This window comes from Corallococcus sp. CA047B (assembly GCF_003612065.1).
Classification (GTDB): Bacteria; Myxococcota; Myxococcia; order Myxococcales; family Myxococcaceae; genus Corallococcus; species Corallococcus praedator.
This window is the reverse complement of record NZ_RAWD01000053.1, coordinates 1-24,670: the sequence shown is the minus strand read 5'-3', so window position 1 is coordinate 24,670 and position 24,670 is coordinate 1. Positions and strand designations below refer to the sequence as shown.

14 protein-coding genes are annotated in these 24,670 nt (G+C 70.1%); 7 read left to right on the top strand and 7 right to left on the bottom strand.

Features of this window, described 5'->3' with window-relative positions; all coding sequences use genetic code 11:
• The first annotated feature begins 26 nt into the window (after positions 1-26).
• The gene (locus D7X74_RS11610) at positions 27-7,415 is read left to right on the top strand and encodes an amino acid adenylation domain-containing protein (protein ID WP_120533005.1); all 7,389 of its coding nucleotides are present in this window, start codon (positions 27-29) and stop codon (positions 7,413-7,415) included.
• Positions 7,416-7,429: 14 nt separating this feature from the next.
• Here the strand turns inward: D7X74_RS11610 and D7X74_RS11605 are convergent, their stop codons facing one another.
• Together D7X74_RS11605 and D7X74_RS11600 are read right to left on the bottom strand one after the other, a co-directional pair.
• Positions 7,430-8,881 carry an HTTM domain-containing protein gene (locus D7X74_RS11605; RefSeq protein WP_120533004.1) on the bottom strand — a complete coding sequence of 484 codons (1,452 nt, stop codon included), beginning with the start codon at positions 8,879-8,881 and terminating at the stop codon, positions 7,430-7,432.
• A complete protein-coding gene (locus D7X74_RS11600; RefSeq protein WP_120533003.1) occupies positions 8,874-10,103 on the bottom strand; it encodes an imelysin family protein in 1,230 nt (409 codons plus the stop codon). The genes D7X74_RS11605 and D7X74_RS11600 overlap by 8 nt, the downstream gene beginning before the upstream one ends.
• A 172-nt stretch (positions 10,104-10,275) precedes the next feature.
• On the opposite strand from D7X74_RS11600, the gene D7X74_RS11595 reads away from it, so the two are divergent.
• On the top strand, positions 10,276-11,823 hold the full coding sequence (locus D7X74_RS11595; RefSeq protein WP_120533002.1) for a hypothetical protein: 1,548 nt from the start codon (positions 10,276-10,278) through the stop codon (positions 11,821-11,823).
• 125 nt (positions 11,824-11,948) lie between these two features.
• On the top strand, positions 11,949-14,327 hold the full coding sequence (locus tag D7X74_RS11590; RefSeq protein ID WP_120533001.1) for a TonB-dependent receptor domain-containing protein: 2,379 nt from the start codon (positions 11,949-11,951) through the stop codon (positions 14,325-14,327).
• Positions 14,328-14,337: 10 nt separating this feature from the next.
• Here the strand turns inward: D7X74_RS11590 and D7X74_RS11585 are convergent, their stop codons facing one another.
• The gene (locus tag D7X74_RS11585; protein ID WP_120533000.1) at positions 14,338-15,360 is read right to left on the bottom strand and encodes a lipase family protein; all 1,023 of its coding nucleotides are present in this window, start codon (positions 15,358-15,360) and stop codon (positions 14,338-14,340) included.
• Between the two features lie 276 nt (positions 15,361-15,636).
• Between D7X74_RS11585 and D7X74_RS11580 the strand changes: the two genes are divergently transcribed.
• Complete coding sequence (locus tag D7X74_RS11580; RefSeq protein WP_120532999.1) at positions 15,637-18,081, top strand: acylase; 2,445 nt, start codon at positions 15,637-15,639, stop codon at positions 18,079-18,081.
• A gap of 237 nt (positions 18,082-18,318) precedes the next feature.
• Positions 18,319-19,056: a hypothetical protein gene (locus D7X74_RS11575; RefSeq protein WP_147444311.1), complete on the top strand. Its 738-nt coding sequence runs from the start codon at positions 18,319-18,321 to the stop codon at positions 19,054-19,056.
• 125 nt (positions 19,057-19,181) lie between these two features.
• Here D7X74_RS11575 and D7X74_RS11570 read toward each other — a convergent pair whose 3' ends face one another.
• On the bottom strand, positions 19,182-19,769 hold the full coding sequence (locus D7X74_RS11570) for a regulatory protein RecX (protein WP_120532997.1): 588 nt from the start codon (positions 19,767-19,769) through the stop codon (positions 19,182-19,184).
• Between the two features lie 194 nt (positions 19,770-19,963).
• Positions 19,964-20,494 (bottom strand): dihydrofolate reductase family protein, encoded by a 531-nt coding sequence (locus D7X74_RS11565; protein WP_120532996.1) that lies wholly within the window; start codon positions 20,492-20,494, stop codon positions 19,964-19,966.
• Between the two features lie 277 nt (positions 20,495-20,771).
• On the opposite strand from D7X74_RS11565, the gene D7X74_RS11560 reads away from it, so the two are divergent.
• Positions 20,772-21,212 carry a YciI family protein gene (locus D7X74_RS11560; RefSeq protein ID WP_120532995.1) on the top strand — a complete coding sequence of 147 codons (441 nt, stop codon included), beginning with the start codon at positions 20,772-20,774 and terminating at the stop codon, positions 21,210-21,212.
• A gap of 93 nt (positions 21,213-21,305) precedes the next feature.
• A complete protein-coding gene (locus D7X74_RS11555) occupies positions 21,306-22,694 on the top strand; it encodes a hypothetical protein (RefSeq protein ID WP_120532994.1) in 1,389 nt (462 codons plus the stop codon).
• Between the two features lie 33 nt (positions 22,695-22,727).
• Here the strand turns inward: D7X74_RS11555 and D7X74_RS11550 are convergent, their stop codons facing one another.
• Both D7X74_RS11550 and D7X74_RS11545 read right to left on the bottom strand, forming a co-directional pair.
• Complete coding sequence (locus D7X74_RS11550; protein WP_120532993.1) at positions 22,728-23,522, bottom strand: hypothetical protein; 795 nt, start codon at positions 23,520-23,522, stop codon at positions 22,728-22,730.
• Positions 23,523-23,552: 30 nt separating this feature from the next.
• On the bottom strand, positions 23,553-24,620 hold the full coding sequence (locus D7X74_RS11545) for a hypothetical protein (protein ID WP_120532992.1): 1,068 nt from the start codon (positions 24,618-24,620) through the stop codon (positions 23,553-23,555).
• Between the last annotated feature and the right edge of the window lie 50 nt (positions 24,621-24,670).

The window sequence follows — 24,670 nt, the reverse complement described above, 5'->3', positions numbered from 1 at the left end:
GGCGCGCGCAGCGAGGTACGTCCGACATGGCTCAGACCCCGGAAGAGAATCGCGCGAAGCTGGCCCGGCTGCTGCGGGAGAAGGCGCGCAAGCCGCGTCAGGCGCCGCCCTCGTTCTCCCAGGAGCGGATGTGGTTCCTGGACCAGTGGAGCCCCGGCAGCGCGCTGTTCAACATGCCCGCGGTGGTGCGGCTCACCGGCGAGCTGGACCTGGACGCGCTCCAGCACGGCCTCCAGTCCCTGGTGGACCGGCATGAGACGCTGCGCACGACGCTGCGCGAAGAGGAAGGGCGGCCCGTCCAGGTCATCGCGCCCTCGCTCACGCTGAAGCTCGCGCGGGTGGACCTGCGCGACGTGCCGGAAGAAGCGCGCGAAGCCCAGGCGTGGAAGGCCGTCACCGAGGAGGCCCAGCGGCCCTTCGCGCTGTCGGAAGGCCCGCTGGTGCGCGCCACGCTCTACGGGATGTCCGGACAGGAGCACCTGCTGCTGCTCAACCTCCACCACGCCATCGCGGACGGCTGGTCCATGGGCGTGCTGGTGCGGGAGCTGGCGGCCTTCTACGTCGCCGCCGTGGAGCGCACGCCCGCGACGCTGCCCGCCCTGCCGCTGCAATACGCCGACTTCGCCGACTGGCAGCGCCGGTGGCTGAAGGGGGAGGTGCTGGAGTCCCAGCTCGACTACTGGCGCGGGAAGCTGGATCCGGAGGCGCGGCTGGAGTTGCCCGCGGACAAGGCGCGTCCGGCGACGCTCGGCTCGCGGGGCACGCGGCAGTTCCTCACCCTGCCCCCGGCCCTCACCCAGTCCCTCAAGGACTTCAGCCAGCACGAGGGCAAGACGCTCTTCGTGCTGCTGGTGTCCGCCTTCCTGGCGCTCATCCACCGCTACACCGAACAGGACGACGTGGCCCTGGGCACGCTGGTGTCGGGGCGCGGCCGCTCGGAGCTGGAGGGCCTCATCGGCCTGTTCATCAACACGCTGGTGCTGCGCACGCCGCTGTCCGGCTCCCTGCGCTTCCGCGAGCTGATGGGCCGCGTGCACGCCACCGCCGCGGAGGCGCAGGCGCATCAGGACGTTCCGTTCGAGAAGCTGGTGGAGGCCCTCAAGCCCGAGCGCAGCTCCAGCCACCTGCCGCTGTTCCAGGTGATGATCATCCACCAGGGCACGCCCGCGACCTCCATCCAGGCGCGGGGCCTCACGATGGAGGTCCTGCCCGTCACCACCGACACGACGAAGCACGACCTGACCCTCTACGCCACGGAGCTACCGCAAGGCCTGCGCCTGTCCGCCGAGTACAGCACCGACCTGTTCGAGGCCCCGACGATGGTGCGGATGCTGGGGCACCTGCGGCGGGTGCTCGAAGGCGCGGTGGAGCGACCCGACACGCGCCTGCGCGACCTGCCCCTGCTGTCCGACGCCGAGCGCCAGCAACTGATGAAGGACTGGCACGGCGCGCACGAGGCGTATCCCGAGGAGGACCTGGCCGCGCTCATCGAGGCGCAGGTGGCCCGCACGCCGGACGCGGTGGCGCTCGGCTTCGAGGGCACCTCCCTCACCTACGCCCAATTGGACACGCGGGCGAACCAGCTCGCGCACCACCTGAAGGCCCTGGGCGTGGGACCTGAGGTGCGCGTCGGCGTGTGCATGGAGCGCTCGCTGGAGATGGTGGTGTCGCTCATCGCGGTGCTCAAGGCGGGCGGGGCCTACGTGCCCTTCGACCCGGGCTATCCGCCGCAGCGGCTGTCGTGGATGTTCGAGGACGCGCGCCCCACGGTGCTGCTGGTGCAGTCGCACCTGGTGCCCGTGCTGCCGGCGCATGAGGCCCGTGTGGTGTGCGTGGACACCGAAGCCGAAGCGCTGTCGCGCCTGCCCACGCACGCGCCCGTCCGCGCGACGATGCCGGACGCGCTGGCGTACATCATCTTCACCTCCGGCAGCACCGGTCGCCCCAAGGGCGCGATGAACGCGCACCGGGGCGTGTGCAACCGGCTGCGGTGGATGCAGCAGGAGTACCGCCTGGGCGTGGACGACGTCGTGCTCCAGAAGACGCCCTTCAGCTTCGACGTGTCGGTGTGGGAGTTCTTCTGGCCGCTGATGACGGGCGCGAAGCTGGTCATCGCGCGGCCCGGAGGGCACCAGGAACCCGCGTACCTCACGCGGATCATCCGCGAAGCGGGCATCACCACGCTGCACTTCGTGCCCTCCATGCTCCAGGTGCTCCTGGAGGAGCCGGAGGCCGCGGGCTGCGCATCCCTGCGCCGGGTGGTGTGCAGCGGCGAGGCGCTGCCCCTGGAACTCAAGGAGCGCTGCCTCCAGGTGCTGCCGCACGCGGGCCTGCACAACCTCTACGGCCCCACGGAGGCGGCCGTGGACGTGACGTACTTCGCCTGCGCGCCCCAGGACGGGCGGCGTTCGGTGCCCATCGGCCGGCCGGTGGCGAACACCGCCATCCGCATCCTCGACCCCATCCTCCAGCCGGTGCCCGTAGGCGTGTCCGGGGAGCTGTACATCGGGGGCGTGCAGGTGGGGCGCGGCTACCAGTCCCGGCCGGACCTCACCGCCGAGCGCTTCATCCCGGATCCGTTCAGCGACACGCCCGGCGCGCGGCTGTACCGCACCGGCGACGTGGCGCGCTGGCTGCCCGATGGCGTCGTGGAGTACCTGGGCCGCGCCGACTTCCAGGTGAAGGTGCGCGGCCTGCGCATCGAACTGGGGGAGATTGAAACCGCGCTGGAGCAACACGACAGCGTGCGGCAGGCGGTGGTGCTGGCGCGCGAGGACGTGCCCGGGGACAAGCGACTGGTCGCCTACGTCGCGGCCCGCGCCGGAGCGGCGGTGGACGTGGAGGCGCTCCAGGCCTCCCTCCACGCCAAGCTGCCCGAATACATGGTGCCGCCCGCGTTCGTGGTCCTGGACGCGCTGCCACTCAGTCCCAACGGCAAGGTGGACCGCAAGGCCCTGCCCGCGCCGACGCTGGCACGTGCGCCGGAAGCTGCGCGCGTCGCGCCGGAGACGCCCACCGAGGTGGCCATCGCGGCCCTCTTCGGAGAGCTGCTGGACGTGAAGGACGTGGGCGCGCTGGATGACCTGTTCCGGCTGGGAGGCAACTCGCTGCTGGCCACGCGCGTGCTGGCCCGGCTTCGCGCGCTGTTCGGCGTGGAGCTGTCGCTGCGCGTCCTCTTCCAGCACCCCACCGTGCGGCAGCTCGCGCGGCGCGTGGACGAAGCCCGCGCGGACACCTCCGCGCCACCGGAGCGCGTCACCACGGCCCCTGCCCGGCAGCGCTTCCCCGTGAGGCCCCTCACGGTGGAGGACGCACCGGAGGACCTCGGGGACGCGTCGTCGCGAGAGCCGCCGTCCGCCCCGCTGTCCGCGGAGGAGCGGCACCGCGTGCTGGTGACGTGGAACGACACCGCCCAGGACTTCCCCCGCGACGCGTGCCTCCACCACCTGGTGGAAGCCCAGGCGCGCCGCACGCCGGACGCGGTGGCCGTCGTCTCCGGGGCGGTGCGCCTCACCTACCGCGAGCTGGACTCGCGCGCGCAGCGGCTGGCGCGTCGGCTGCGCTCACTGGGCGTGGGTCCGGAGGTGCGCGTGGGCCTGTGCGTGGAGCGCTCCGCGGACATGGTCGTGGGCATGTTGGGCATCCTCAAGGCGGGCGGGGCGTACGTGCCGCTCGACCCCAGCTACCCGCGTGAACGGCTGGCCTTCCTACTGGAGGACGCGCAGGGGCCCGCGCTGGTCGCGCACTCGCACCTGTTGTCCGCCCTGCCGCCGCATCCGGCCCAGGTGGTGTGCCTGGACCACGAGGAGGACGGGCTGGTGGCGCCTCCGGATGCCTCGCTCACGCTGGCGCCCCATCCGGAGAACCTGGCGTATCTCATCTACACGTCGGGCAGCACCGGCCGGCCCAAGGGCGTGGCCATCCCGCACCGCGCCGCCGTGGCCTTCCTCACCTGGGCCCACGGCGTCTTCTCCGCCGAAGAGCTCGCGGGCGTGCTCGCCTGCACGTCGCTCAACTTCGACCTGTCCGTGTTCGAGGTTTTCGCCCCACTCAGCCGGGGTGGACGCGTCATCGTCGCGCGCAACGCGCTGCACCTGGCGGAGCTGCCCCAGGCGTCGGAGGTCACCCTCGTCAACACGGTGCCCTCCGCGATGGCGCAACTGCTGCGCCTGGGCGCGCTGCCGGCGTCGGTGCGCACCATCAACCTCGCGGGTGAAGCGCTGCCCGCGTCCCTGGCCCGGCGCATCCTCGAGGCCCCTGGCGTCCAGCGCCTCTACAACCTCTACGGTCCGTCGGAGGACACCACCTACTCCACCTTCGCGCGCGTGCGTCCCGGCGAGGTGCCGCCCATCGGCCGGCCGCTGGCCAACACCCGCGCCTACGTGCTGGACGCGCACCTGCAACCGGTGCCCGTGGGCACGCCTGGAGCGCTGTACCTGGCTGGAGAGGGTCTGTCGCGCGGCTACCTGCACCGCCCGGAGCTGACCGCGGAGCGCTTCCTGCCGGAGCCCTTCGGCCCGCCGGGAGCGCGCATGTACAAGACGGGCGACCGCGTGCGCTACCGCCCCGACGGCGTGCTGGAGTACCTGGGCCGCGAGGACTTCCAGGTGAAGGTGCGCGGCTTCCGCATCGAACTGGGAGAGGTGGAGGCCGCGGTGCAGGCCGCCCCCGGCGTGCGGGAGGCCGTGGTGGTGGCACGCGAGGACGTGCCCGGAGACAAGCGGCTCGTCGCCTATGCCGTCGCGCGGGACGGCCAGCCACTGGACGCGAGCCAGCTGCGCGAAGGGCTTCGCCGCACGCTGCCTGAATACATGGTGCCCTCGGCCTTCGTGCTGCTGGACGCGCTGCCGCTCAATCCCAACGGCAAGGTGGACCGCAAGGCCCTGCCCGCCCCCGTCCTGGAGCGCACGAGCCCCCGTCCCTACGAAGCGCCCCGCACGCCCACCGAGACACTGCTCGCGGGCCTGTGGCAACAGGTGCTGGGCGTGGAGCGCGCGGGTCTCACCGACCACTTCTTCGAGCTGGGCGGCCACTCGCTGCTCGCGACGCAGGTGGTGTCGCGGCTGCGCGCCGCGCTGCACGTGGAGCTGCCCCTCCACGCCTTCTTCGAGGTCCCCACGCTGGAAGCCCTCGCCGCCCGCGTGGACGCCGCGAGGGACGCGGGCGATTCGAGCCCCACCGTGCCGCCGCTCCTGCCCGTGCCCAGGACGGGCCGCCTGCCGCTGTCCTTCGCCCAGCAGCGGCTGTGGCTGCTGGATCGCCTGGAGCCCGGAGGAAGCGCGTACACCCTCCTCGCGGCCCTGCGGCTTCAAGGACCGCTGTACGCGAAGGCCCTGGTGCGGAGCTTCCTCGCGCTGCACCAGCGGCATGAGAGCCTGCGCACCGTCTTCCACGAGGACGCCGAGGGGCCCGTGCAGGTCGTCCTGCCGGAGCTGCCGCCGTCGCTGGGCTTCGTGGACCTGACGGGCGTGCCGGACGCCACGCGCGAACAGGAGGCGCTGGCGCTCGCGGCGGCTCAGGCCGAGGTGCCATTCGACCTCTCACGCGGACCGCTGGTGCGGGGCCTGCTGGTGCGGCTGGGCGCGCAGCACCACCTGCTCGTGGTGACGATGCACCACATCATCTCCGACGGCTGGTCCTCCGCCGTGCTCACCCGGGAGCTGTCCTCGCTCTACGAATCCTTCTCCACGGACCAGACGCCGTCCCTGCCCGCGCTGCCCCTCCAGTACGTGGACTACACCGTGTGGCAGCGGACGTGGCTGCGGGACGAGGTTTTGGAATCCCAACTGGGTTACTGGCGCAACCAGCTTGCCGGAGCGCCCGTCGCGCTGGAGCTGCCCACCGACAAGCCGCGCCCGCCCGTGCAGACCTTCCGCGGGGGCCGCGTGCCGGTGCGACTGGGCACGGCGTTGTCGGAGTCCGTGAAGGCGCTGGGCCACCGCGAGGGTGTCACGCCATTCATGGTGTTGCTCGCGGGTCTCCAGGCGCTCCTGTCGCGGCTGAGCGGACAGGATGAGGTGGTGGTGGGCTCGCCCATCGCGGGACGTCCGGCGCCGGAGCTGGAGGACATGCTCGGCTGCTTCGTGAACACGCTCGCGCTGCGCACCCGCGTGGAGGAGGGCGACAGCTTCCGCGCGCTGCTGGGCCGCGTGCGCGAGGTGACGCTCGGGGCCTACGCGCATCAGGACGTGCCCTTCGACCGCGTGGTGGAGGCCGTCCGTCCCGCGCGGGACGCGGGCCGCTCGCCGCTGTTCCAGGTGCTGTTCGTGCTGGAGAACGCGCCGGTGTCCCAGCCCATGGGCCCCGGCCTGTCGCTGCGCTTCGTGGACGTGGAGCGCCAGTCCGCCAAGTTCGACCTGACGCTGGCCCTGTGGGAGGAGGCCGAAGCGGGCCTCACCGGCGTGCTGGAGTACAACAGCGACCTCTTCGAGCCCGGCACCGCCACGCGCTGGGCCGGACACCTGCGCGCCCTCCTGGAGCAGGCGGTGGCCGCCCCCGAAGCGCCCCTGTCCCGGCTGCGCCTGGGCTCCGCGCCCGACGACCTGCTCGTGCCCCTGCGCCCCACCGGAACGCTCCCGCCCTTATTCTGCGTGCACGCCATCGGCGGCACCGTGTGGGGCTACGCGGAGCTGGCGCGACAGTTGGGCGCGGATCAACCCTTCCACGGGCTCCAGGCCCCAGGGCTGGAGAACGGCCAGCAGCCGGTGGACTCGATGGAGGAGTTGGCGGCGCTCCACGTGGAGGCCCTGCGCGCGGTGCAGCCCCACGGCCCCTACCGCCTGGGCGGCTGGTCCATGGGCGCCGTCGTCGCCTTCGAGATGGCCCGCCAGCTCCAGAATCTCGGTGAGACGGTGGAGCGGCTGGTCTTCATCGAACCCAGCCCCACGTCCTACGCGCAGGGCACGCGCCTGGATGACCCCACGACGCTGGGCCAGCTCTTCACCGTGAACCTGGCCCAGACCACCGGCCTGCCGGAGGAGCTGCCCGCGCACGTGCCCGCGGGCGAGCCGGCGAAGCTGCTGCCCTACCTGCTGGAAGCGGGACAGCGCGCGGGCGCCTTCGGTCCCGAGGTGGGGCTCGCGTGGCTCCAGCGACGTCAGCGCGTCTTCAATGCCTGCGTCCGCGCGCTCTCCGGACACCTCCTGCGCCCGCTGCGGCTGCCCGTGCGGATGCTGCGCGGCACCGAGGCCAACGTGGACGAGGGCGGTGACCGCACCCGGGGCTGGGCCGCGTTCACGTCCGGCATCGAGGTCGTGGACGTGCCCGGCACCCACTACTCCGTGCTCCAGCCGCCGCAGGTGGAATCGCTGGGCCGGGCGGTGTCCCGCGCCCTGGAGTCCCCGCAGCTCGCGACCGCGTCCGGACAACAGCAGGCGGAGGCCGACGCGACCTCCGCTCCCGAGCCCCGCCGCTAGGACGGGGCCCGGCGTCAGGGGCCCGGAGCACGGGCCCGCGCGGTGCGCGTAGGGCGCAGGTGCACCGGCGGCGTCTGGGGCGCGGGGAGGATCCACGGCTTGGGCCCCAGGCCGTCCTCTTCCCGCGCCAGGTCCACCGTCGGATCCACCAGCGGCTCCGACAGCCGGCCGTTCAGGGACACCCGCACGTCGGCGCGCACCTCCACCGGGTGGTGCGTCGTCGCCTCGTAGTCGCGCGCGATGCGGTGGGCCAGTTGCAGGATGAGGTCCGGCTGCACCGCCATCTCCCGCTCCTGCAACCGCGAGAGGTACTGGCTGGGCGGTACGTGCCACTCCCGGCCGGTGACGCTGTCGCGCACCATGAACGTCGCGCTGCCGTTCTTCTCCCGCGTCATCACCCGCCAGGAGAAGCGCATGCCCTGCTCATGCCAGAGCACGTTGCCGCCATAGACATGCGTGCGCAGCGGCAGCAAGACCTGGAGCAGCGCGTAGACCACGGCCGCGCCCAGCGCCACCCGCCCCTTCCAGCCAGGCACGCCGGTGATGACGGCCCCGGACGAAGGCGTGACGTCCTTCCACGGCAGCCGTCGCACCCGGGCCCAGAGCGCGCGCGGCCACGACGGGTCGAAGAACACCAGCGCCCCCGTCACCATGATGAAGGGGAACATCCCGATGGGGAACAGCGCGAACGTCACCGCGTGGAAGCCCAGCACGACGACGTACGCGAACGGACGCGTGCGCCGCCACAGCAGGAACAGCACGATGGTGCTGTCGAACAGCATCCCGCCCCAGGCCGCCGCGTACGCCATCCAGCGCTGCTCCAGCAGTGGCCCCACCCACGGCAGCCCCGTGCGCGCGGACAGCCAGATGTTGAGCGGCTGCGCGTGCACCAGCCAGTCGGAGGTGACCTTCGCCAGCCCCGCGAACACGTAGACGACGGCCACCTGGAAGCGCAGCAGGTCCGTGCACCACGCGGGCAGCCAGTCCCGCTTCAGCGCCGGCTTGCGCCACGCATCCACGGAGAAGGCCCGGTGCGCCGGGATGAAACACATCAGCGCCAGCAGCAGGCTCACCAGGTAGTAGTGGTTGAGGTAGTTCGTCACGTCCAACAGCTGCACGTAGGCGAACACCGCGAACAGCAACACCACCGTCACCCGGTAGAACAGCCCCAGCATCAACAGCACGCCCAGCACGCCCAGCACCATGAAGAGCGCGGGCATCCCCCACGAGGGCAGCGGTGGAATCCAGCCGAAGCCCCAGTAGGTGAAGCGGAACTTCGGCTGCGCGAAGAGAACGCCCACCCAGCCGTAGGCCAGGAAGCGCACCGCCGAGATGGTGATGAGCAGACCCAGCGCCACCCGGAACGCCGCCAGCGCGGCGATGTCCCGGGGCGCCAGCAGCCGCGCCCACAGCCGTGCCCAGGGACGCGAGGACGTCACGTCCCCGCCTCCGACGGACTCAGTCATTGTCCCCCTCGAGGCCCGCGGGCGGCTCCAGGTCCAGCGTGGTGATGAAGTCCGTCTTCAGCACGTCCGTGATGCCCTTGAAGTCGTCGTAGAGCCGCTGCACGGACGCCTTGTCGTCGACCAGCGCCTGCCGCAGGTCCGCCTCCTCCACCGCCGCCAGGGCCGCCTCGGCCTCCACCACTTGCGCGTGCATGCGCGTGGCCACGGCCTCCGCGCCCGCCGCCACCAGCACGTCGTCGAAGCCCGGCCCCGAGTAGTCCGCGCCGCAGCCCTCCACGACGCGCCGGAAGCCCTTCAGGTTCTGGATGAGGTTCTGCTTCGAGCGGCCCGCGAACTGCGACTCCAACAGCTCCGGGCACGTGGCCGAAGAGCAGTCACGCAGCCCCAGCGGCCGGGCCAGCTTCTGGTCCTTGCCCTCGCGCTCCACGTAGAAGATGGCGTCGCTCATCGCGTTGAGCGCCACCTGCGTGGACGGGAACACCGTGTTGCCCGACCCTGGCGTGGAGAGCGTCTTCTGGAAGTTGCCGCCCTCCGGAGCCCACGCGGTCACCAGCGCCTGCGCGCGCATGCTCACGTCCGCCGCCACCACCGCCGCGTACGCCCGCTTGCGCGCCGCCCGGTCCTCCGCGCTCAGCGCCGCCCACGTCCCCTGCGCCACGATGGCCGAGTTGGGGCCGCACGCCGTCTCCGCGCCCTCGTAGAACAGCAGGTACTCCAGTGCCACGAACCCGCGCCGCGTCACCAGGCTGGAGGAGAAGCTGGCCGACTCGTAGCCCTTCGACACGAGCTGCTCCTCGACGGAGCACCGGTTGATCAACGGGAACGAATAGATGTTGTCGCGAATCTCCGCGCCGCCCGGGCTGCTGCGCGGCGCCGCCGGCCCCACCTGCATCGCCTCCATCACCTGCCAGACGTCCATCGCGTCATGGAACGCCGCGCGCGCCGCCGCCACCGCCGCCGCGTCCGGCGCGTCCCGCAACGCCGCCGTCGCCGCCTGCAGCGCCGTGGCCTTCGGCAGGAAGTCGCGCGCCGTCCCCAGGATGCAAGCGCCCGTCGCGCTCAACAGCTCCGCGCGCACGTCCGTCTCGCCCGGAGGCAGCGGGTCCGGCTCCACCGGCTTCGGCTTGCTGTCGCTGCACGCCAGGGACAACACCGCGGTGAACGCCAGGGCCCTCGCTCCCCAACGGGAGGGCGCGGCAGGACGGGTTCGCGAGAAGGTCATGGACGACCACGTACCAGTCGCTCTTGAGACTGACAATCAGTCTCGATTCCACGCCCCCGGCTGCCGGACCGCGCCTTGACTTCACCCACCCCCCGTTCTACGCAGACGCCCCGTCAGAGCGACTGAAACTGATAATCGTTCTCATCTTTGACCCACCCACCCGAGGGTACCCATGTCGAACCAGAGGAAGCACCGGAGCTTCAAGAAGCTGCTGCCCAGCATGTTGGTCCTGGGCGTCGCCGTGAGCGCGCTGGGCGCCTGCGGAGATGACGACGAGCCCACCCCCACGCCGGACGCGGGCACGCAGACGGACGCGGGCACCAACACGGACGCGGGCACCAACACCGACGCCGGCACCGACGCGGGCACCAGCACGGACGCGGGCACGGACGCCGGCACCGCCACGACGCCGGACACGGACCTGGCCTTCGTGCGCCTCAACACCAACGGCACGGTGGACAACACCTTCGGCACGAGCGGCAACGGCATCGCGCGGGTGAGCCTGGGCACGGGCGCCGGCACGGTGCGCGACGCCATCTGGTCCGCGGACCGCGACGCGCAGAACCGCCTGGTGGTGTTCGCCACCAAGAAGGCGGAAGGCACCCGCACGGACACCGACCGCGTCATCGCCCGGCTCACCGCTGAAGGCGCGCTGGACGAGACCTTCAACGCGGGCGCCGTCGCCCCCGCGCGCAAGGGCATGTACTGGCTGGACATCGGCGGGCTGGGTGACTCCGCGCGCCACGGCTTCGTGCAGGCGGACGGGAAGATCCTCTCCGCCGGCTACCTGAACCAGCCCACGGGCGTGGGCGCGCAGAGCGCCAACCGCATCGTGCTGCTGCGCCTGAACGAGGCGGGCACGGTGGACGCCACCTTCGGCTCCAAGGGCGTGGTGAACTCCGCGCCGTTCGCCACCAACGACGCGACCAAGGAGTGGGGCATCTCCGAGGCCTACGCCGCCGTCCCTCAGTCCACGGGCTCCTACGTCACCACCGGCTACGGCCGCGCGGCGGGCGTGTCGGGCAGCACGGTGGACCTCATCTCCTTCCGCTACACGGCGGCGGGCGTGCTGGACCCCACGTACGGCACCAACGGCGCGTTCATCCTGGACCTGGCCGGCGACAACGACCGCGGCCGTGACGCAGTGGCCCTCAAGGACGACGGCGTCTTCATGGTGGGCAGCGGCACCCCGACGGCCGGCAACATCCAGGCCCTGGCGGTGCAGGTGACCCGGGACGGCCAGCCGGCCACGACGCCCGGCTACACCGAAGGCTACAAGCTGTACGACTTCGAGCGCCCGGACGAGGCCTTCTTCGACGTGGCGCAGGCGGAAATCGGCGACGCCGAGTACGTGGCCGCCGCCGGCTACCGCGCGGGTGGCGGAGAGGACGACGACGCCGTCCTGCTCATCCGCAACGTGACGACCGGCACGGAGTTCGCCGGCGCGGTGCCCTTCTCCGAGACGACCAACGACCGCTTCTGGGGCGTGAACTTCGGCCTGGACGGCAAGGTGTACGCCACGGGCTTCGTCACCGAGGGCGGTGACAACCGCTTCGCCATCGCGCGCTTCAACCTGGACGGCACGCGCGACGCCACCTTCGGCACGGGTGGCATCGTCACGGTGAACGTCATCGCCGGCAAGCTGGACGAGGCGGCGCGCAGCGTCGTCATCCAGTCCGACGGGAAGATCGTCATCGCTGGCGCCGCCGAAGCGCAGTAAAGCGCGCCTCGCTCGCTGTCGCGGTAAGCGGCGGTCCTCCGGGACCGGCGGGGACACCTTCCGTCCCCCGTCGGCCCGGGCGACCGCCGCGCTTCTTCGCACGCACCTCCGGGAGTCTTCGTTTCATGGATGCACGGACCTGGGCAGTCGCGGTGGTTTGCTTCGTCGTCTCCTCGTCGGCACCGGCACAGGCGCCCGCCCAGGACACGCCCCCGCCGCCGCCGTCGGAGGCCGTGCCCGTCCCGGCGCCCGAAGCCGCCCCTGCCTCCCCGCCCGTGTCCGAGCAGCCCGCGCCCGAGCCGGCCGCCGCCGCGCCCGCGGAGCCCGCCGCTTCCGTGGAGCCCGCCGCACCGTCTGAGCAGGTGCCCGCGCCCGCCGCCGCGCCCGTCGTGGAGGCCGCGCCGGAAGGCTCCCGCAAGTTCGAGAGCGTGGTGGTGGGCACGTCCGAGACGAAGACGAGCGGCTCCATCCACATCCTCAAGCCGGAGAAGCTCCAGCGCTACGAGCTGGACGACCCCCAGGCCATCCTCCAGTCCGTGCCGGGCGTGTACGGCCGTGGCGAGGACGGCTTCGGCCTGCGCCCCAACCTGGGCCTGCGCGGCGTGAACCCGGACCGCAGCAAGAAGGTCACGCTGCTGGAGGACGGCATCCTCTTCGGGCCGGCGCCCTACTCCGCGCCCGCCGCCTACTACTTCCCCCTGATGACGCGCATGCAGTCGGTGCGCGTGCTCAAGGGCCCCTCCTCCATCCAGCAGGGCCCGCAGACGGTGGGCGGCTCGGTGGACCTCATCACCCGGGACATCCCGGCGCAGGAGTCCTTCGGCCTGGACCTCGCGGGCGGCCAGTACCTCTACGGCAAGGCGCACGGCTACTTCGGCGCGAGCACCGAGCGCGCGGGCTTCCTCATCGAAGGCGTGCACCTGCGCAGCAACGGCTTCAAGGACATCGACAACAGCGACGCCTCCACTGGCTTCCACCGCAACGAATGGATGGCCAAGGCCCGCTACCGGCTGGTGCCGGACGGCGACCTGCGCCAGACGCTCCAGCTCAAGCTGGGCTACTCCGACGAAGGCTCCAACGAAACGTACCTGGGCCTGTCGGACGCGGACTTCGCCGCCAACCCGCTGCGCCGCTACAAGGCCAGCCAGTTCGACCACATGCAGTGGCACCGCACACAGGCGGTGCTCAGCCACGTACTGGAAGGGCGCGACGTCGCGGTGACGACGTCGCTGTACCGCCAGGACCTGGACCGCACCTGGCGCAAGGTGAACAGCTTCCGGGGCATCTCCATCTCCGACGTGCTCGCGGACCCCACCAGCGCGCGCAACGCCATCTATTACGGCGTGCTGACGGGGGAGCTGGACTCGTCCACGCCGGGAGAGGCCATCCTCATCGGGCCCAACCATCGCATCTTCGTCAGCCAGGGCCTGCAGAGCGTCGCCCGCTGGACGGCGAGGACCGGCCCGCTGTCGCACAACGCCGAGTTCGGCGTGCGCTACCACTACGACAGCATCGACCGCCGCCACACGCAGGACGGCTTCCTGATGGTGGGCGGCGAGCTGGTCCCCGAGGGCGGCACCACGCAGGTCACCGCCGACAACAAGGACTCCACGCACGCGCTCGCGCTGCACGCGACGGACGCCATCGCCTGGGGCCCGCTGGTGGTGACGCCGGGCGTGCGCCTGGAGATCATCCGCTCCAAGTCCCACGACAAGCTGGCGGGCACCGTGAACCACGGCTCGCTGGAGGCGCTGATGCCGGGCGTGGGCGTGTACGGCGCCCTCACCCCGGTGCTGGGCCTCTTCGCGGGAGCCTACCGGGGCTTCTCCCCGCCCGCGCCGGGACAGCCCCAGGCCGTGTCCGCGGAGAAGAGCATCAACTACGAGGCCGGCGCGCGCTGGTCCCGCCGGGGCGAGCGCTTCGAGGTGGTGGGCTTCTTCAATGACTACTCCAACCTCACCGACGTCTGCACCTTCTCCAATGGCTGTCTCAACGACAACCTGGACCGGCAGGTGGACGCGGGCGCGGCGAACATCTACGGCCTGGAGGCCTTCGCGGAGAAGACCTTCCGTCCGGGCGGCGGCCTCACCTTCCCGCTGACGGCGTCGTACACGTTCACGCGCACGAAGCTGCTCAATGACTTCCGTTCGTCGGATCCGCAGTTCGGCAACGTGGTGGCGGGGGACGAGCTGCCCTACGTGCCCCGGCACCAGCTCTACGCGTCGGTGGGCGTGGAGGGTGCGCGCTGGGGTGCCTTCATCAGCACCACGTACCTGGCCAGCATGCGCGAGGAGGCGGGCCAGGGGGAGATCCCCGAGGGCGTGAAGACGGGCGCCCTCCTGACCTTCGACGTGAACGCCAGTTGGAACATCACCCGCTGGGGACAGCTCTACGTGAGCGGTCGCAACCTGCTGGACGAGGCGGTCATCGTCGGACGCCGTCCCTACGGTGCCCGCCCCAACGCGCCCCGCACGCTCATTGGCGGGTTCAAGGTCCAGCTGTAGCCCGCGGGCCCTACTTCACCGCCACCTGACGGCGGGGAGGCTGGGCCACCGGGCGCTGCGGCAGGGCCTGCGCGGACGCCTTCGCGCGCGCCACGTTGTCGGCCGTGGGCGCTTCGCTGGTGTCCTGGAGCGGGTTGCCGCTGCTGTCCGTGTAGACGCCGTCCGGGAAGGTGCCGACGAAGACCTGCGGCGGCGTCGGCGTGGCCAGCGCCTGCGTGAGCACCGCGAGGTAGTTGTCCATCTCGTGGCGGATGGTCGCCTCCTGCGTGCTGGTGTCGTTGAGCGTGTTGTAGAAGAGCACGTCGAACTCCTCGCCCACCTGGGCGTAGCGGAGCCCGGGCGGCAGCGTGGGCACCACGTCGTACTGGTTGACGACGCGCACCGTCGTCGGGTTCGTGACGTACTGGGCGTAGGCCGTCCCCCACGAATCCGACAGCCCCGCCTTCGGCGCCGCGAAGGTGACGGTGGTGGCGCTCAGCGACGGATTACCCACCGCCAGGTCCAGCGCCAGGAACTCCGCCAGCCCCCCGCCCAGGCTGTGGCCCGTCACGTAGAGCGTCGTGATGTTGTTCGCCGCCAGCCACGCGAACACCTGCGCCTGCATCGACGTCGGCACCGTGCTGCTCGTCCCCGTGTAGATGCTCCAGAACCCGCCATGCACCTTCGGAACGGGGGACACCGAGCCGGAGTACGGCACGAAGGTCGTGGTGGCGTACTCCTCGTCCGCGCGGGTGTCCGCGGCGGTCACCGTCCCACGCAGCGCCAGCATCGCCGTGGATGAATCGCCGTCGGCGGTGAACCACAGGCCGAACGCCTCCGCGGCGCCTCCCTCCTGTGGCACCCACGCGGTGAGGCTGTCCACCTGCGTCCAGCCCGACGGCACCGAGTAGCTCTTGCCGTTGAAGGCGGCGTAGGCCGCGACCACCCCCTGTCCCAGCGGCAGCACCACGCCGGCATCCAGCACGGGCTGCGGCGGCGTGGGGGAGATGGGACCGGACTGCGGACGGATGGCGGCAACGGTGGAGGTCGTCATGGTCGCTCCTGCGGGTGGAACGGGGCGAGGGGTATCGCGGTCCGTTGCCTGGACCCCATTGCAGCGCCCATGCCGCACGCCGCCTCCCTCTGAAACCCTCGCGTCCAGGGCCTCCGCCCCCCGCTTCGACGCGTCGACCGACACGTCGTCCGACACACCCTGCCAGGTCCCCCGGCTCCGTCACGCCCCAGGCCCGGCGCGAACCTCCGCGATCCAGGAGGGGCGGGTTCCTTCACCTAGAAGGGAATTTCAAAGCACCGTGAAAGGAGTCCCTCGATGGTTGGACGTGATGGAAGAAACCGGGGTGGCCCGCTGCTGCCCCTGGCGGCGCTGCTCGTGGCCACCGCGTGTGAGCCGCGCGCCACGCCCGCGCCGGCCGATCCCGTGGCGTCGGTGAAGCTGGGCGCCGGGAGCTATTCGGCCACCGTGCGTCGCACCGCGCACGGCATCCCCCACGTGCTGGCGGATGACTTCGCCAGCCTGGGCTACGGCTACGGCTATGCGTTCGCGCAGGACAACCTGTGCGAGCTGGCGGAAGTGCTGGTGACGGTGAACGCGCAGCGCTCGCGCTACTTCGGGCCGGACGCCACCTACCCGGCGCCGCTGGGCGGCGACCTCAACAACCTGAAGAGCGACTTCTTCTACCAGTCCGTCCTGGACGCCGGCACCGTGGACACGCTGCTCGCGAAGCCCGCGCCGCTGGGTCCGTCCCAGGACGCGCGCGAGCTGGTGCGGGGCTATGCCGCCGGCATCAACCGCTACCTGCGCGACACCGGCGTGAACGCGCTGCCGGACGCGCGCTGCCGGGGCGCCGCCTGGGTGCGCCCCGTCACCGAGCACGACCTCTACCTGCGCTACTACCAGCTCAGCCTCTTCGCCAGCTCCGGCTTCTTCCTGGACGCGCTGGTGGACGCGAAGCCGCCCGCGCTGCTGCCGGATGGCACGCTGCCCCTGCCGCTGCCGGTGCCCGCGAGCCTGGACCGCAACGTCTTTCCCCACTCCGAATCGCTGGGCCTGGGCAGCAACGCCTTCGGCCTGGGCAAGGGCGCCACGCGCAACGGCAAGGGCATGGTGCTGGCGAACCCGCACTTCCCCTGGGAGGGCTCGGAGCGCTTCTACCAGGCGCACCTCACCGTGCCGGGCAAGCTCAACGTCAGCGGCGTGAGCCTGCTGGGCGTGCCCGCAATCCTCATCGGCCACAACGACACGCTGGCCTGGAGCCACACCGTCTCCACCGCGTACCGCTTCACGCCGTTCGAGCTGAAGCTCATCCCGGGCAGCCCCACGTCCTACCTGTTCGACGGCCAGGTCCGTCAGATGACCACGCAGACGGTGACGGTGCAGGCGCGCGAGGCGGACGGTTCGCTCACGCCCCGGCAGCACACCTTCTACCGCTCCCACCTGGGCCCGATGCTGGAGTACCCCTCCGGCCTGATGACGTGGAACGGGCTCACCGGCTACGCGTTCCGCGACGCCAACGCCACCAACCTGCGCGTGCTGGACACCTTCTTCGCCATGGACCGCGCGACCAACGTGGAGGAGCTGCGTCAGGCGCAGGCCACCTGGCAGGGCATCCCGTGGGTGAACACGCTGGCGGCGGACGCGCAGGGCCGCGCGTACTACGCGGACATGGGCGTGGTGCCCCACGTCACCAACGCGCACCTCGCCCGCTGCGTGCTGTCCCCCATCCCGCTGCTCATCCTCCTGCAGGCGGGGCTGCCGGTGCTGGACGGCTCGCGCTCCGACTGCGCGTGGGGCACCGACGCGGACGCGGTGGAGCCCGGCATCCTGGGCCCGTCGCGCATGCCCACCGCGCAGCGCGACGACTACGTCACCAACTCCAATGACAGCTACTGGCTGCCCAACCCCGCCCAGCCGCTCACGGGCTTCCCGCGCATCCTGGGCGAGGAGAAGAGCGTGCGCAGCCTGCGCACCCGCATGGGTTTGAAGATGGTGCAGGGCCGCCTCGCGGGCACCGACGGCCTGGAGGGCCAGCGCTTCACCCTGGAGCAGCTCCAGACGGTGATGCTGGACAACCGCAACCACTCCGGCGAACTGCTGCGCGATTCGCTGGTGGCCCTGTGCCGCCGCACGCCCTTCGTGCTGATGCCGGACCTCACCTTCGAGGACCTGCGCCCCGCCTGCCCGGTGCTGGCGCAGTGGGACCTGAAGGGCAACCTGGACAGCCGCGGTGAGCTGCTGTGGCGCGTGTTCATCTTCAACGTGGTGGGCGTGACGGGCGGGCCGTACCTCGTGCCCTTCAACGCGAACGACCCCGTCAACACGCCGCGCACGCTCAACACCCTGCACCCGCAGGTGCCGCAGGCGCTGGGCACCGCCCTGCGCACGCTGCGCGAGCGGGGCATCGCCGTGGACGCGCCGCTGGGCGCCGTGCAGGGCAAGAAGAAGAACGGCGTGTTCATCCCCATCCACGGGTGCAGCCACGAAGAAGGCTGCTTCAACCAGATCTCCAACCGCCTGCTGCCGGACAACACCTATGAGCCCGTCCTGGGCTCCAGCTTCGTCATGGCCGTGTCCTTCACCGACGCGGGGCCCGTGGCGAAGTCCGTCCTCACCTATTCCCAGTCCACCAACCCGGCCTCGCCCTGGTACGCGGACCAGACGGTGATGTTCTCCCAGAAGCAGTGGGTGGACATGCGCTTCACCGAAGCCGACATCGCCAGCGATCCGGCGCTCTCCGTCACGCAACTCCAGGAGTAGTCAAAGCCAGACGGCGTGCGTCACACCCGGGACCGGCGCTTCCCCCTTCAGGGAGGCGCCGGTCCCTTCTTTCATCCGCAGACGGTATTTTTCGCGCGCGCTAGATTCACCCGTTCTCATGAACCAATAATGCTTGTCCCTCCCGCAATGGACGGCAGGATTCACGCGTAGTGAAAAATGGATTCAGGCGACGGGCGCGAAGGGTGTCCTCGCCGGATCCATCAAGGGGAGACCACCGTGAAGATTGTTCGTTGGGGAGTCGCGGCACTGGTGATGTTTGTCGTGGGATGCGGGCCCGTGGAGGAGAGCGCCCCGTCCGAGGAGCCGTCCGTCCAGGAGTCAGGGCTGGCCCTGGCCTGTGCGAATTCGCTGGGTTGTCGTGATGTCTGTGCCTGCCAGAACGGCTTCTGCGTCCCGGACGGCTTCGGACCGCCCCCGCCCGATGGACTCTGCGATACCCCACCCGTGCGCGCCTGCGCGACGGGGTCCGACTGCGCCTCCGGCTGCAACTGCGTGGGCAATGTCTGCGTCAACGACGGGTTCAGCCCGCCCGCCAACTGCCTGGTGGCGCCTCCGGACGCCTACGAGAGCGACAACACGCACACCTCTGCCTCGTCCTACATGGGCACGCCGCAGCTCAAGCACACCTCCCACCGCGCGGGTGACACGGATTGGGCGCTCGTGGCCACGCCGGTGAACCAGGTGATGACGGTGGAGGCCTACAACCTGCGCAACGGCCCTCAACTGCGCGTGGAGATCTACGCGTACAACTACGCCACCCGCACGTTGGGCGCGCGCCTGAGCAGCACCCAGTCCCTCGTCTGCTCGTTACTCACCCCGTCCTGCCAGCTCTACCGGACGACGGCCAACGTCACCGCCGGCAGCGTCTACGCGGTGAAGGTGACGGACTGGCGCTCCGTTCCGACGGGGAGCGACTGGCATCCCACCCCGGGCTACGACCTGAAGATGTACTGAGCCACCTCAAAGCCAGACAGCGTGGCACCGGCCCGGCGCCTTCCGTCTCACACGGACGTGCCGGGCCCCCCAGCGGCCCCAGTCAGTCCTGCCCCGAGAAGCTCCACCCCTGGGCCCCTCAAGCGTCAGCGGCGGAGCGGCGCCTCGTCAGCCGTTCCGTCAATGACGCGCTTCGCGATGGTGAAGGAGAAGCCCGCGCGTGCGAGCGCCGCCAGGTCCCGCTGGCGGTTGTCCGCGCGCGTGCTGGCGTCACGCCGGAAGGGGCCCAGCCGCTTCTTGCGCGCCCAGATGAGTGCGGCGGCGTCCTCGGACACGTCCTGGGTGGCTTCCGCAACCTTCTGCTGCACCAGCTCCTGGGCCACGCCCTTCATGCGCAGCTTCTGGGTGATGACCCGCGCGCTGCGGCCCGACGCGCGCAGCGAATGCGCCTTCGTCTCCGCGTAGGCCCCGTCGTTGATGAGGTTGTTGCGGATGAGCTTTTCCGCCAGCGCGTCCACCCACCCCACCGCCTCCGCGCGGTCCCCGCCGTGGAACTTCACCGAACGGTCCACCCGGCGCATCAGCACGCGCTTGAGCTGGCTCACGGTGGCCGCGTAGCGCTTGAGGTAGTGCAGCGCCGCGTTCTCCAGGTAGCGCGGCGACACCTTCCGGGGCGGCTTCGGCTTGCGCGGTTCGCGGCGGCGTTCGCCGTCCCTGTCGGTTGGATCATCCATGGCACCTCCCGGTCTACCACCGGGGTCCGACCCATGGGGCCACGTCTGGCGCCCCCACGACACGCCCTGACAGGGCTCGTCCCGTCGCCTGCCCGCCTCACCCCGAGGGCGAGCTCACCGTGGGCGGGGGCCTCCACCGGGATGCGGATTCCACTGGAGGAGCCGGACGGGGCACGGCGAAATCCTACGCGCGACTAAGCGGGAACGTACGCCAACCTGATCACGTTCTCGTCCATTCGCTCGCTGGATTTAAGGCGGAGTGGCGGCCGAGGGCCGGCGAAGAAGGGCTTGCCGGAACCCAGCACGACGGGGTGCAGGTAGATTCGATACTCATCAATGAGACCGAGGTCCGTCAGGCTTCGCGCCAGGTCCGGGCCTACAACGTCAATCTCTCCATCAAGCTCAGCCTTCAGCTTGCGGATTGTCGCCTCGATGTCGTTCGCGACAAGGGTGGCGTTGGGGCCGACGGACTTCAGCGTGCGTGACACGACCCACTTCGGTTGGCTCCGCCAGGCCGTTGCGAAGTCGCGTTCCGCCGCGTCCCACTCAGGATGATCCTCATCCCAATAACGCATCACCTCGTACATGCGGCGACCGTACACACTGCCAGTCAGGCCGCGAGTCTGCTCGATGAAATGACGAAAGAGGGTGGGGCTTGGCCCAAACGCCATGTGGTCGACGTAGCCGTCCAACGACTGGTTCATCCCGAAGACGAGTTGCGCCATATCAAGGAGTTTCCCTTCCTGGGCACTCTACGATGAGCTGGACACTCGGTCCACGCCGGGCACCACGGGCGAGCCCTTGCCACTGCACAGCGCCGATGCCGCGCGTCAGCCGACGCGCAACTGATCGCTGTGCCCCGTCTGAGAAGAGGAGAGGGGCGGCATCGAACCCACCCTCCGCGGTGCACCTTGAGGAAAATCCCAGGCCCCTGTCGATTCTCCCGCCCATCATTCGTCGCGCCGGCAGACCCACGAATCCCCCACCCCAGGAGACACCCTCATGCGCTTCATGCTCATCCCCAGGCCGTCCACCCCGGAGCCCACGCCCGCGCCCGCGGACGCCCCCTTCGACGAGGCCGTCTTCATCGCGCAGATGAAATTCAACGAGGAGATGCACAAGGCCGGCGTGCTCGTCGCCTCCGAGGGCCTCAGCGCCTCCGCCGCCGGAGCGCACGTCATCTTCAAGGGCGGAAAGTCCGACGTGAAGGACGGCCCCTTCACCGAAACGAAGGAGCTCATCGGCGGCTTCTACGTGCTGGAGGTGAAGTCGAAGGAGGAGGCCATCGCCTGGGCCCGCCGCTATCCCGGCGGCATGGGCAACGATGACGTGATGGAGGTCCGCCCCCTCACCGGGCCCGACGACATCCCGGCGGAGTTCCTGGAACTCATCAAGAAGGCCGCCCCCACCTGGAGCGAGTCCTTCCACAAGAAGGCCCCGTGATATCGGCCTTGTAACAGTGTTGTCACCGGGCCCCCGTCCGCCCGTGTCAGCCGGACGTGCTATGCGGCGCTTCCCCACCCCGGAGGCTCCGCCATGAATCCCCGTTCGCTCGGACTCGCATGTCTTGTCGCATTCGCCGCTCCCGCCTGTAGCGGCCCCACCGAAGCCCCCACGGACGCCATCGAGTCCGTGGAGACGACGGGCACCAGCACCGCCGCCGCGACGGTGGAGCGCCTCTACGCCACCGAGGCCTCGCTCACGCTGAGCTTCGAAACGCTGGGCACCTTCGAGACGCGCAACGGCGTGCGCTCGCTCATCCTGCACGCCACGGCGAACCGCTACCTGAGCAACGTGTTCAGCTACGTGCCCGACGACGCGTTCGGCGAGGCGCACATCATCAGCGAGCGCCGGCTGGAGGTGGTGCTTCCGGAAGGCCACGAGCTCAACTCGGTGCTGGCCGGCCTGCCCCTGTTCGTGACGGTGGACACCTTCACCGGCACGCCCACGCACTACACCGCGCGCATCGAAGTGGCCCCGCGCTTCTATGACTTCCGCGGCTCCAACGCCGTGTGGGTGTCGGAGGACGTCACCCCCTACTACGTCGTGAACGGTCTCCAGTCGCTCGTGTACCGGGGCAACGTGGACGCCGCGGCCAGCTCCCTCACCGTCACCGCGCCGGACGGCATCCCCGCCGTGGGCAACGTGGACGCGGACAGCTTCAAGCTGGACTGGAGCTACGACACGCTGAAGCAGGCCATGGACCCGCACACCACGCCGCTGACCTTCACGGCGGCGCTCAACGCCGGCGGGACGGCGCAGAAGACGGGCCGGCTGGTCGGCCGCGTCACCAGCCTCGCGCTCACCACCGGGGACGCGTACGACGTCTGGCCGTCGCCCACGTGCCAGCCCGCCACCTACGACTGCGTGCAGAACCAGCCCGCGGGCACGACGGACTTCTCCGCGTGCGGCACCTACCGCCAGGTGACGCGCTGCCTGTACGTCGCCAACGCGTGTGACGTGGGCTCGCCCCAGCCGCTGTCGCTGACCTCCATCAACGCCTCCTCGCTGGAGCCCGCCCGCGTGACGTGGAACGTCGGCTCCAACAACGGCGCGTGGCACGGCCTGTCTCCCATCACCGCGTTCCGCACGCCGTCGTGCCCGGCCACGCCCCCCACCATCCAGACGGTGGTCGCGAAGGTCGCGGAGCAGGACCAGTCCTTCCCGGATCCCGCGGGCGGCACGTACACCAACCGCGCGGGCCTGTCGCAGAGCATCCTCTTCACGTCGAACTACTACGGCGACGGCGCGGCGCTGCTCCAGGCGATTGACGCATTCGCGGGCGGCGGCGACGTGCAGGCGTGGCTCTACACGCAGGGCGTGCCGTGCCCCAACTGCCACGAGTTCGACACGCGCGCCGTCCTCTACTACCCGGCCACGCGCAAGGTCGTCGTGCTCGACGGCTACTACGGCTACGACTCCTGAGCCGTCACCTCCAGGCCCTCTCCTTCACCCGGCTCAGAAATGGCCCTGGTTGATGGAGAGGGTCTGCTCGGGGATGACCATGTTGAACGCGGCCTCGTGGATGGCGGTGAAGAAGGGCAGATACCAGAGGGAGGGATTCGCCATCAGGACCACCAGCTCGTGGCCCTTGAGCTCCGCCGCCAGCGCGCCCGTGACGAACCCTTCCGTGTAGACCGCATGCACCCGCAGCCCCTCGCCCCGGGGGGCGCGGCCCTGGCTGCTCTTGGCCTTGATGTTCTCATAGACCACCGGATCCGCCAGGAGCACCGGGGTCTTCCCCTGGTAGTCCACCTCGCTCAGGCGGGTCAGCAAGGTGGCCATCCGGTCCTCCGGGCCACTCAGGTGCAGATAGGGGATTTGGAGATACCGGTCCCCCTCGTCGTCGATGTAAAGCCCCGGCTGGGAATCCCAGGTGATGAATCCCTGGGACATGATGCCCTGCAACTGCCCTTTCATCAGCCAGGTCTCCTTTGAAGGAGGACCATACTGGCCGGGAATGGCATAGGGCCCCGTCCCTTCCAGGAACGTCATGAACTCCTGGCGCAGGGCATCGTAGGTCTGGACGCGCTGGAAGTAGCCCCGCACCAGGTTTTCGAGGCTGCGCTGGTTGTGCCGGAGCATCTCGTACTCCTGCGACCGATAGGCATCCGTGGCGATGTCCATCAACGCGTAGGCCTTCTTCAGCCGATTCGCGAGCGGATACGCCGAGCTGACGACCGACGGGTCGTGGATGTATTTGTATTGTTCGCCACACGGCACATAGCCCAGCAGCTCGTAGGGTTTCAGCATGACGCCTCGGATGGAGGAGGGGGGAAGACTTCAGCGGAGGTTCACACCGGTGAGCGTGAAGTATTCGCCCAGTTGGTGCTCCACCCGCTGGTTGACGTAGGTACCGCCGACATTCTGGAAGACGTTGGTCACGCGCTTGTTGTGCAGCAGGGGCCGCACCCAGAAGCCCCCCACGTTGGTGGGGGCGACCGACGACTGCGGCCCCAGGCTGGGTTTGAAGGGACGCAACGCGCCCTTCTTCGTATCGAGGACCTGGGTGCCGCCCGAAGGGTGGTCAACCTCGATGTATCGCTTGCTGATTTCCACCGCGCGCTCCTTCGTGGAGGCGTGCACCACGGCCCCACCATCCCGGGCGCAGAAGTGCTGCGCCTTGTTGAAGGCGAAGTCGGACATGATGACATGCAGGTCCACCGGCCCTTCGCCGGTGCCCTGGAGATGCTGGGCCAGCCGCCCGTTGACGTGGTCCAGACAGATCTCCAGGCCGAAGCGCAGCCGGTAGCCGTTCACCCGCAGCTCCTGCAGCATGGCGCCATGCTCGTACACGAGCACCTTGTCGGAGCTGGACTCATGGAAGTCGCCCTGCTTGTCCAATCCCCAGTAGTGCCCGTCGTGATACAGGTACAAGGTGTTGTACAGCAGGTGTGACACGGGAGGCGGCCCCAGGGCGAACAGGGGATTGCCGGACTGCGTGAGCGCCGTCAGGGACATGCTCACGCTCTTGTTGAGCGCCGTCATCCCCACGGAATGGTCGAAGTAGCCCTGCGAGCTCCCCTTCAAGGCCACCTCGCTCACGAACCGGGGGCGGTCGGAGGTGGGCTGCTTCCAGGCCACCGTTCCGGGTGCCAGCACGACGTTGGGAAAATCCCGGCTCACGTCGAGCAGGGAGTCCTGGATGCGTGTCTTTTCATCCCGACTGACGTGATAGTTCTTGAGGTCGTTCTGGTTGGGGTCCCGGAAGAAATACTCGGGCGCCACCACCAGGCCCACTTCCGCGTTGCGGACATAGGACGCCGCCGTCCGCACACCCTCCAGCTTGAAACGGATGTCCCGGTACTGGGTCTTGTCATCCTTCAGCAGCGCGATGGTGACTCGAGGCATGGGACCCAAACTAGGACCCGCATTCAGTGTCTGTCAAAGGAGCCCCGCCC

Excerpts from the sequence above, each read along its gene's own strand:
- D7X74_RS11610 (WP_120533005.1), top strand. The coding sequence starts at position 27 with ATGGCTCAGACCCCGGAAGAGAATCGCGCGAAGCTGGCCCGGCTGCTG.
- D7X74_RS11605 (WP_120533004.1), bottom strand. The coding sequence starts at position 8,881 with ATGACTGAGTCCGTCGGAGGCGGGGACGTGACGTCCTCGCGTCCCTGG.
- D7X74_RS11600 (WP_120533003.1), bottom strand. The coding sequence starts at position 10,103 with ATGACCTTCTCGCGAACCCGTCCTGCCGCGCCCTCCCGTTGGGGAGCG.
- D7X74_RS11595 (WP_120533002.1), top strand. The coding sequence starts at position 10,276 with ATGTCGAACCAGAGGAAGCACCGGAGCTTCAAGAAGCTGCTGCCCAGC.
- D7X74_RS11590 (WP_120533001.1), top strand. The coding sequence starts at position 11,949 with ATGGATGCACGGACCTGGGCAGTCGCGGTGGTTTGCTTCGTCGTCTCC.
- D7X74_RS11585 (WP_120533000.1), bottom strand. The coding sequence starts at position 15,360 with ATGACGACCTCCACCGTTGCCGCCATCCGTCCGCAGTCCGGTCCCATC.
- D7X74_RS11580 (WP_120532999.1), top strand. The coding sequence starts at position 15,637 with ATGGTTGGACGTGATGGAAGAAACCGGGGTGGCCCGCTGCTGCCCCTG.
- D7X74_RS11570 (WP_120532997.1), bottom strand. The coding sequence starts at position 19,769 with ATGGATGATCCAACCGACAGGGACGGCGAACGCCGCCGCGAACCGCGC.
- D7X74_RS11565 (WP_120532996.1), bottom strand. The coding sequence starts at position 20,494 with ATGGCGCAACTCGTCTTCGGGATGAACCAGTCGTTGGACGGCTACGTC.
- D7X74_RS11560 (WP_120532995.1), top strand. The coding sequence starts at position 20,772 with ATGCGCTTCATGCTCATCCCCAGGCCGTCCACCCCGGAGCCCACGCCC.
- D7X74_RS11555 (WP_120532994.1), top strand. The coding sequence starts at position 21,306 with ATGAATCCCCGTTCGCTCGGACTCGCATGTCTTGTCGCATTCGCCGCT.
- D7X74_RS11550 (WP_120532993.1), bottom strand. The coding sequence starts at position 23,522 with ATGCTGAAACCCTACGAGCTGCTGGGCTATGTGCCGTGTGGCGAACAA.
- D7X74_RS11545 (WP_120532992.1), bottom strand. The coding sequence starts at position 24,620 with ATGCCTCGAGTCACCATCGCGCTGCTGAAGGATGACAAGACCCAGTAC.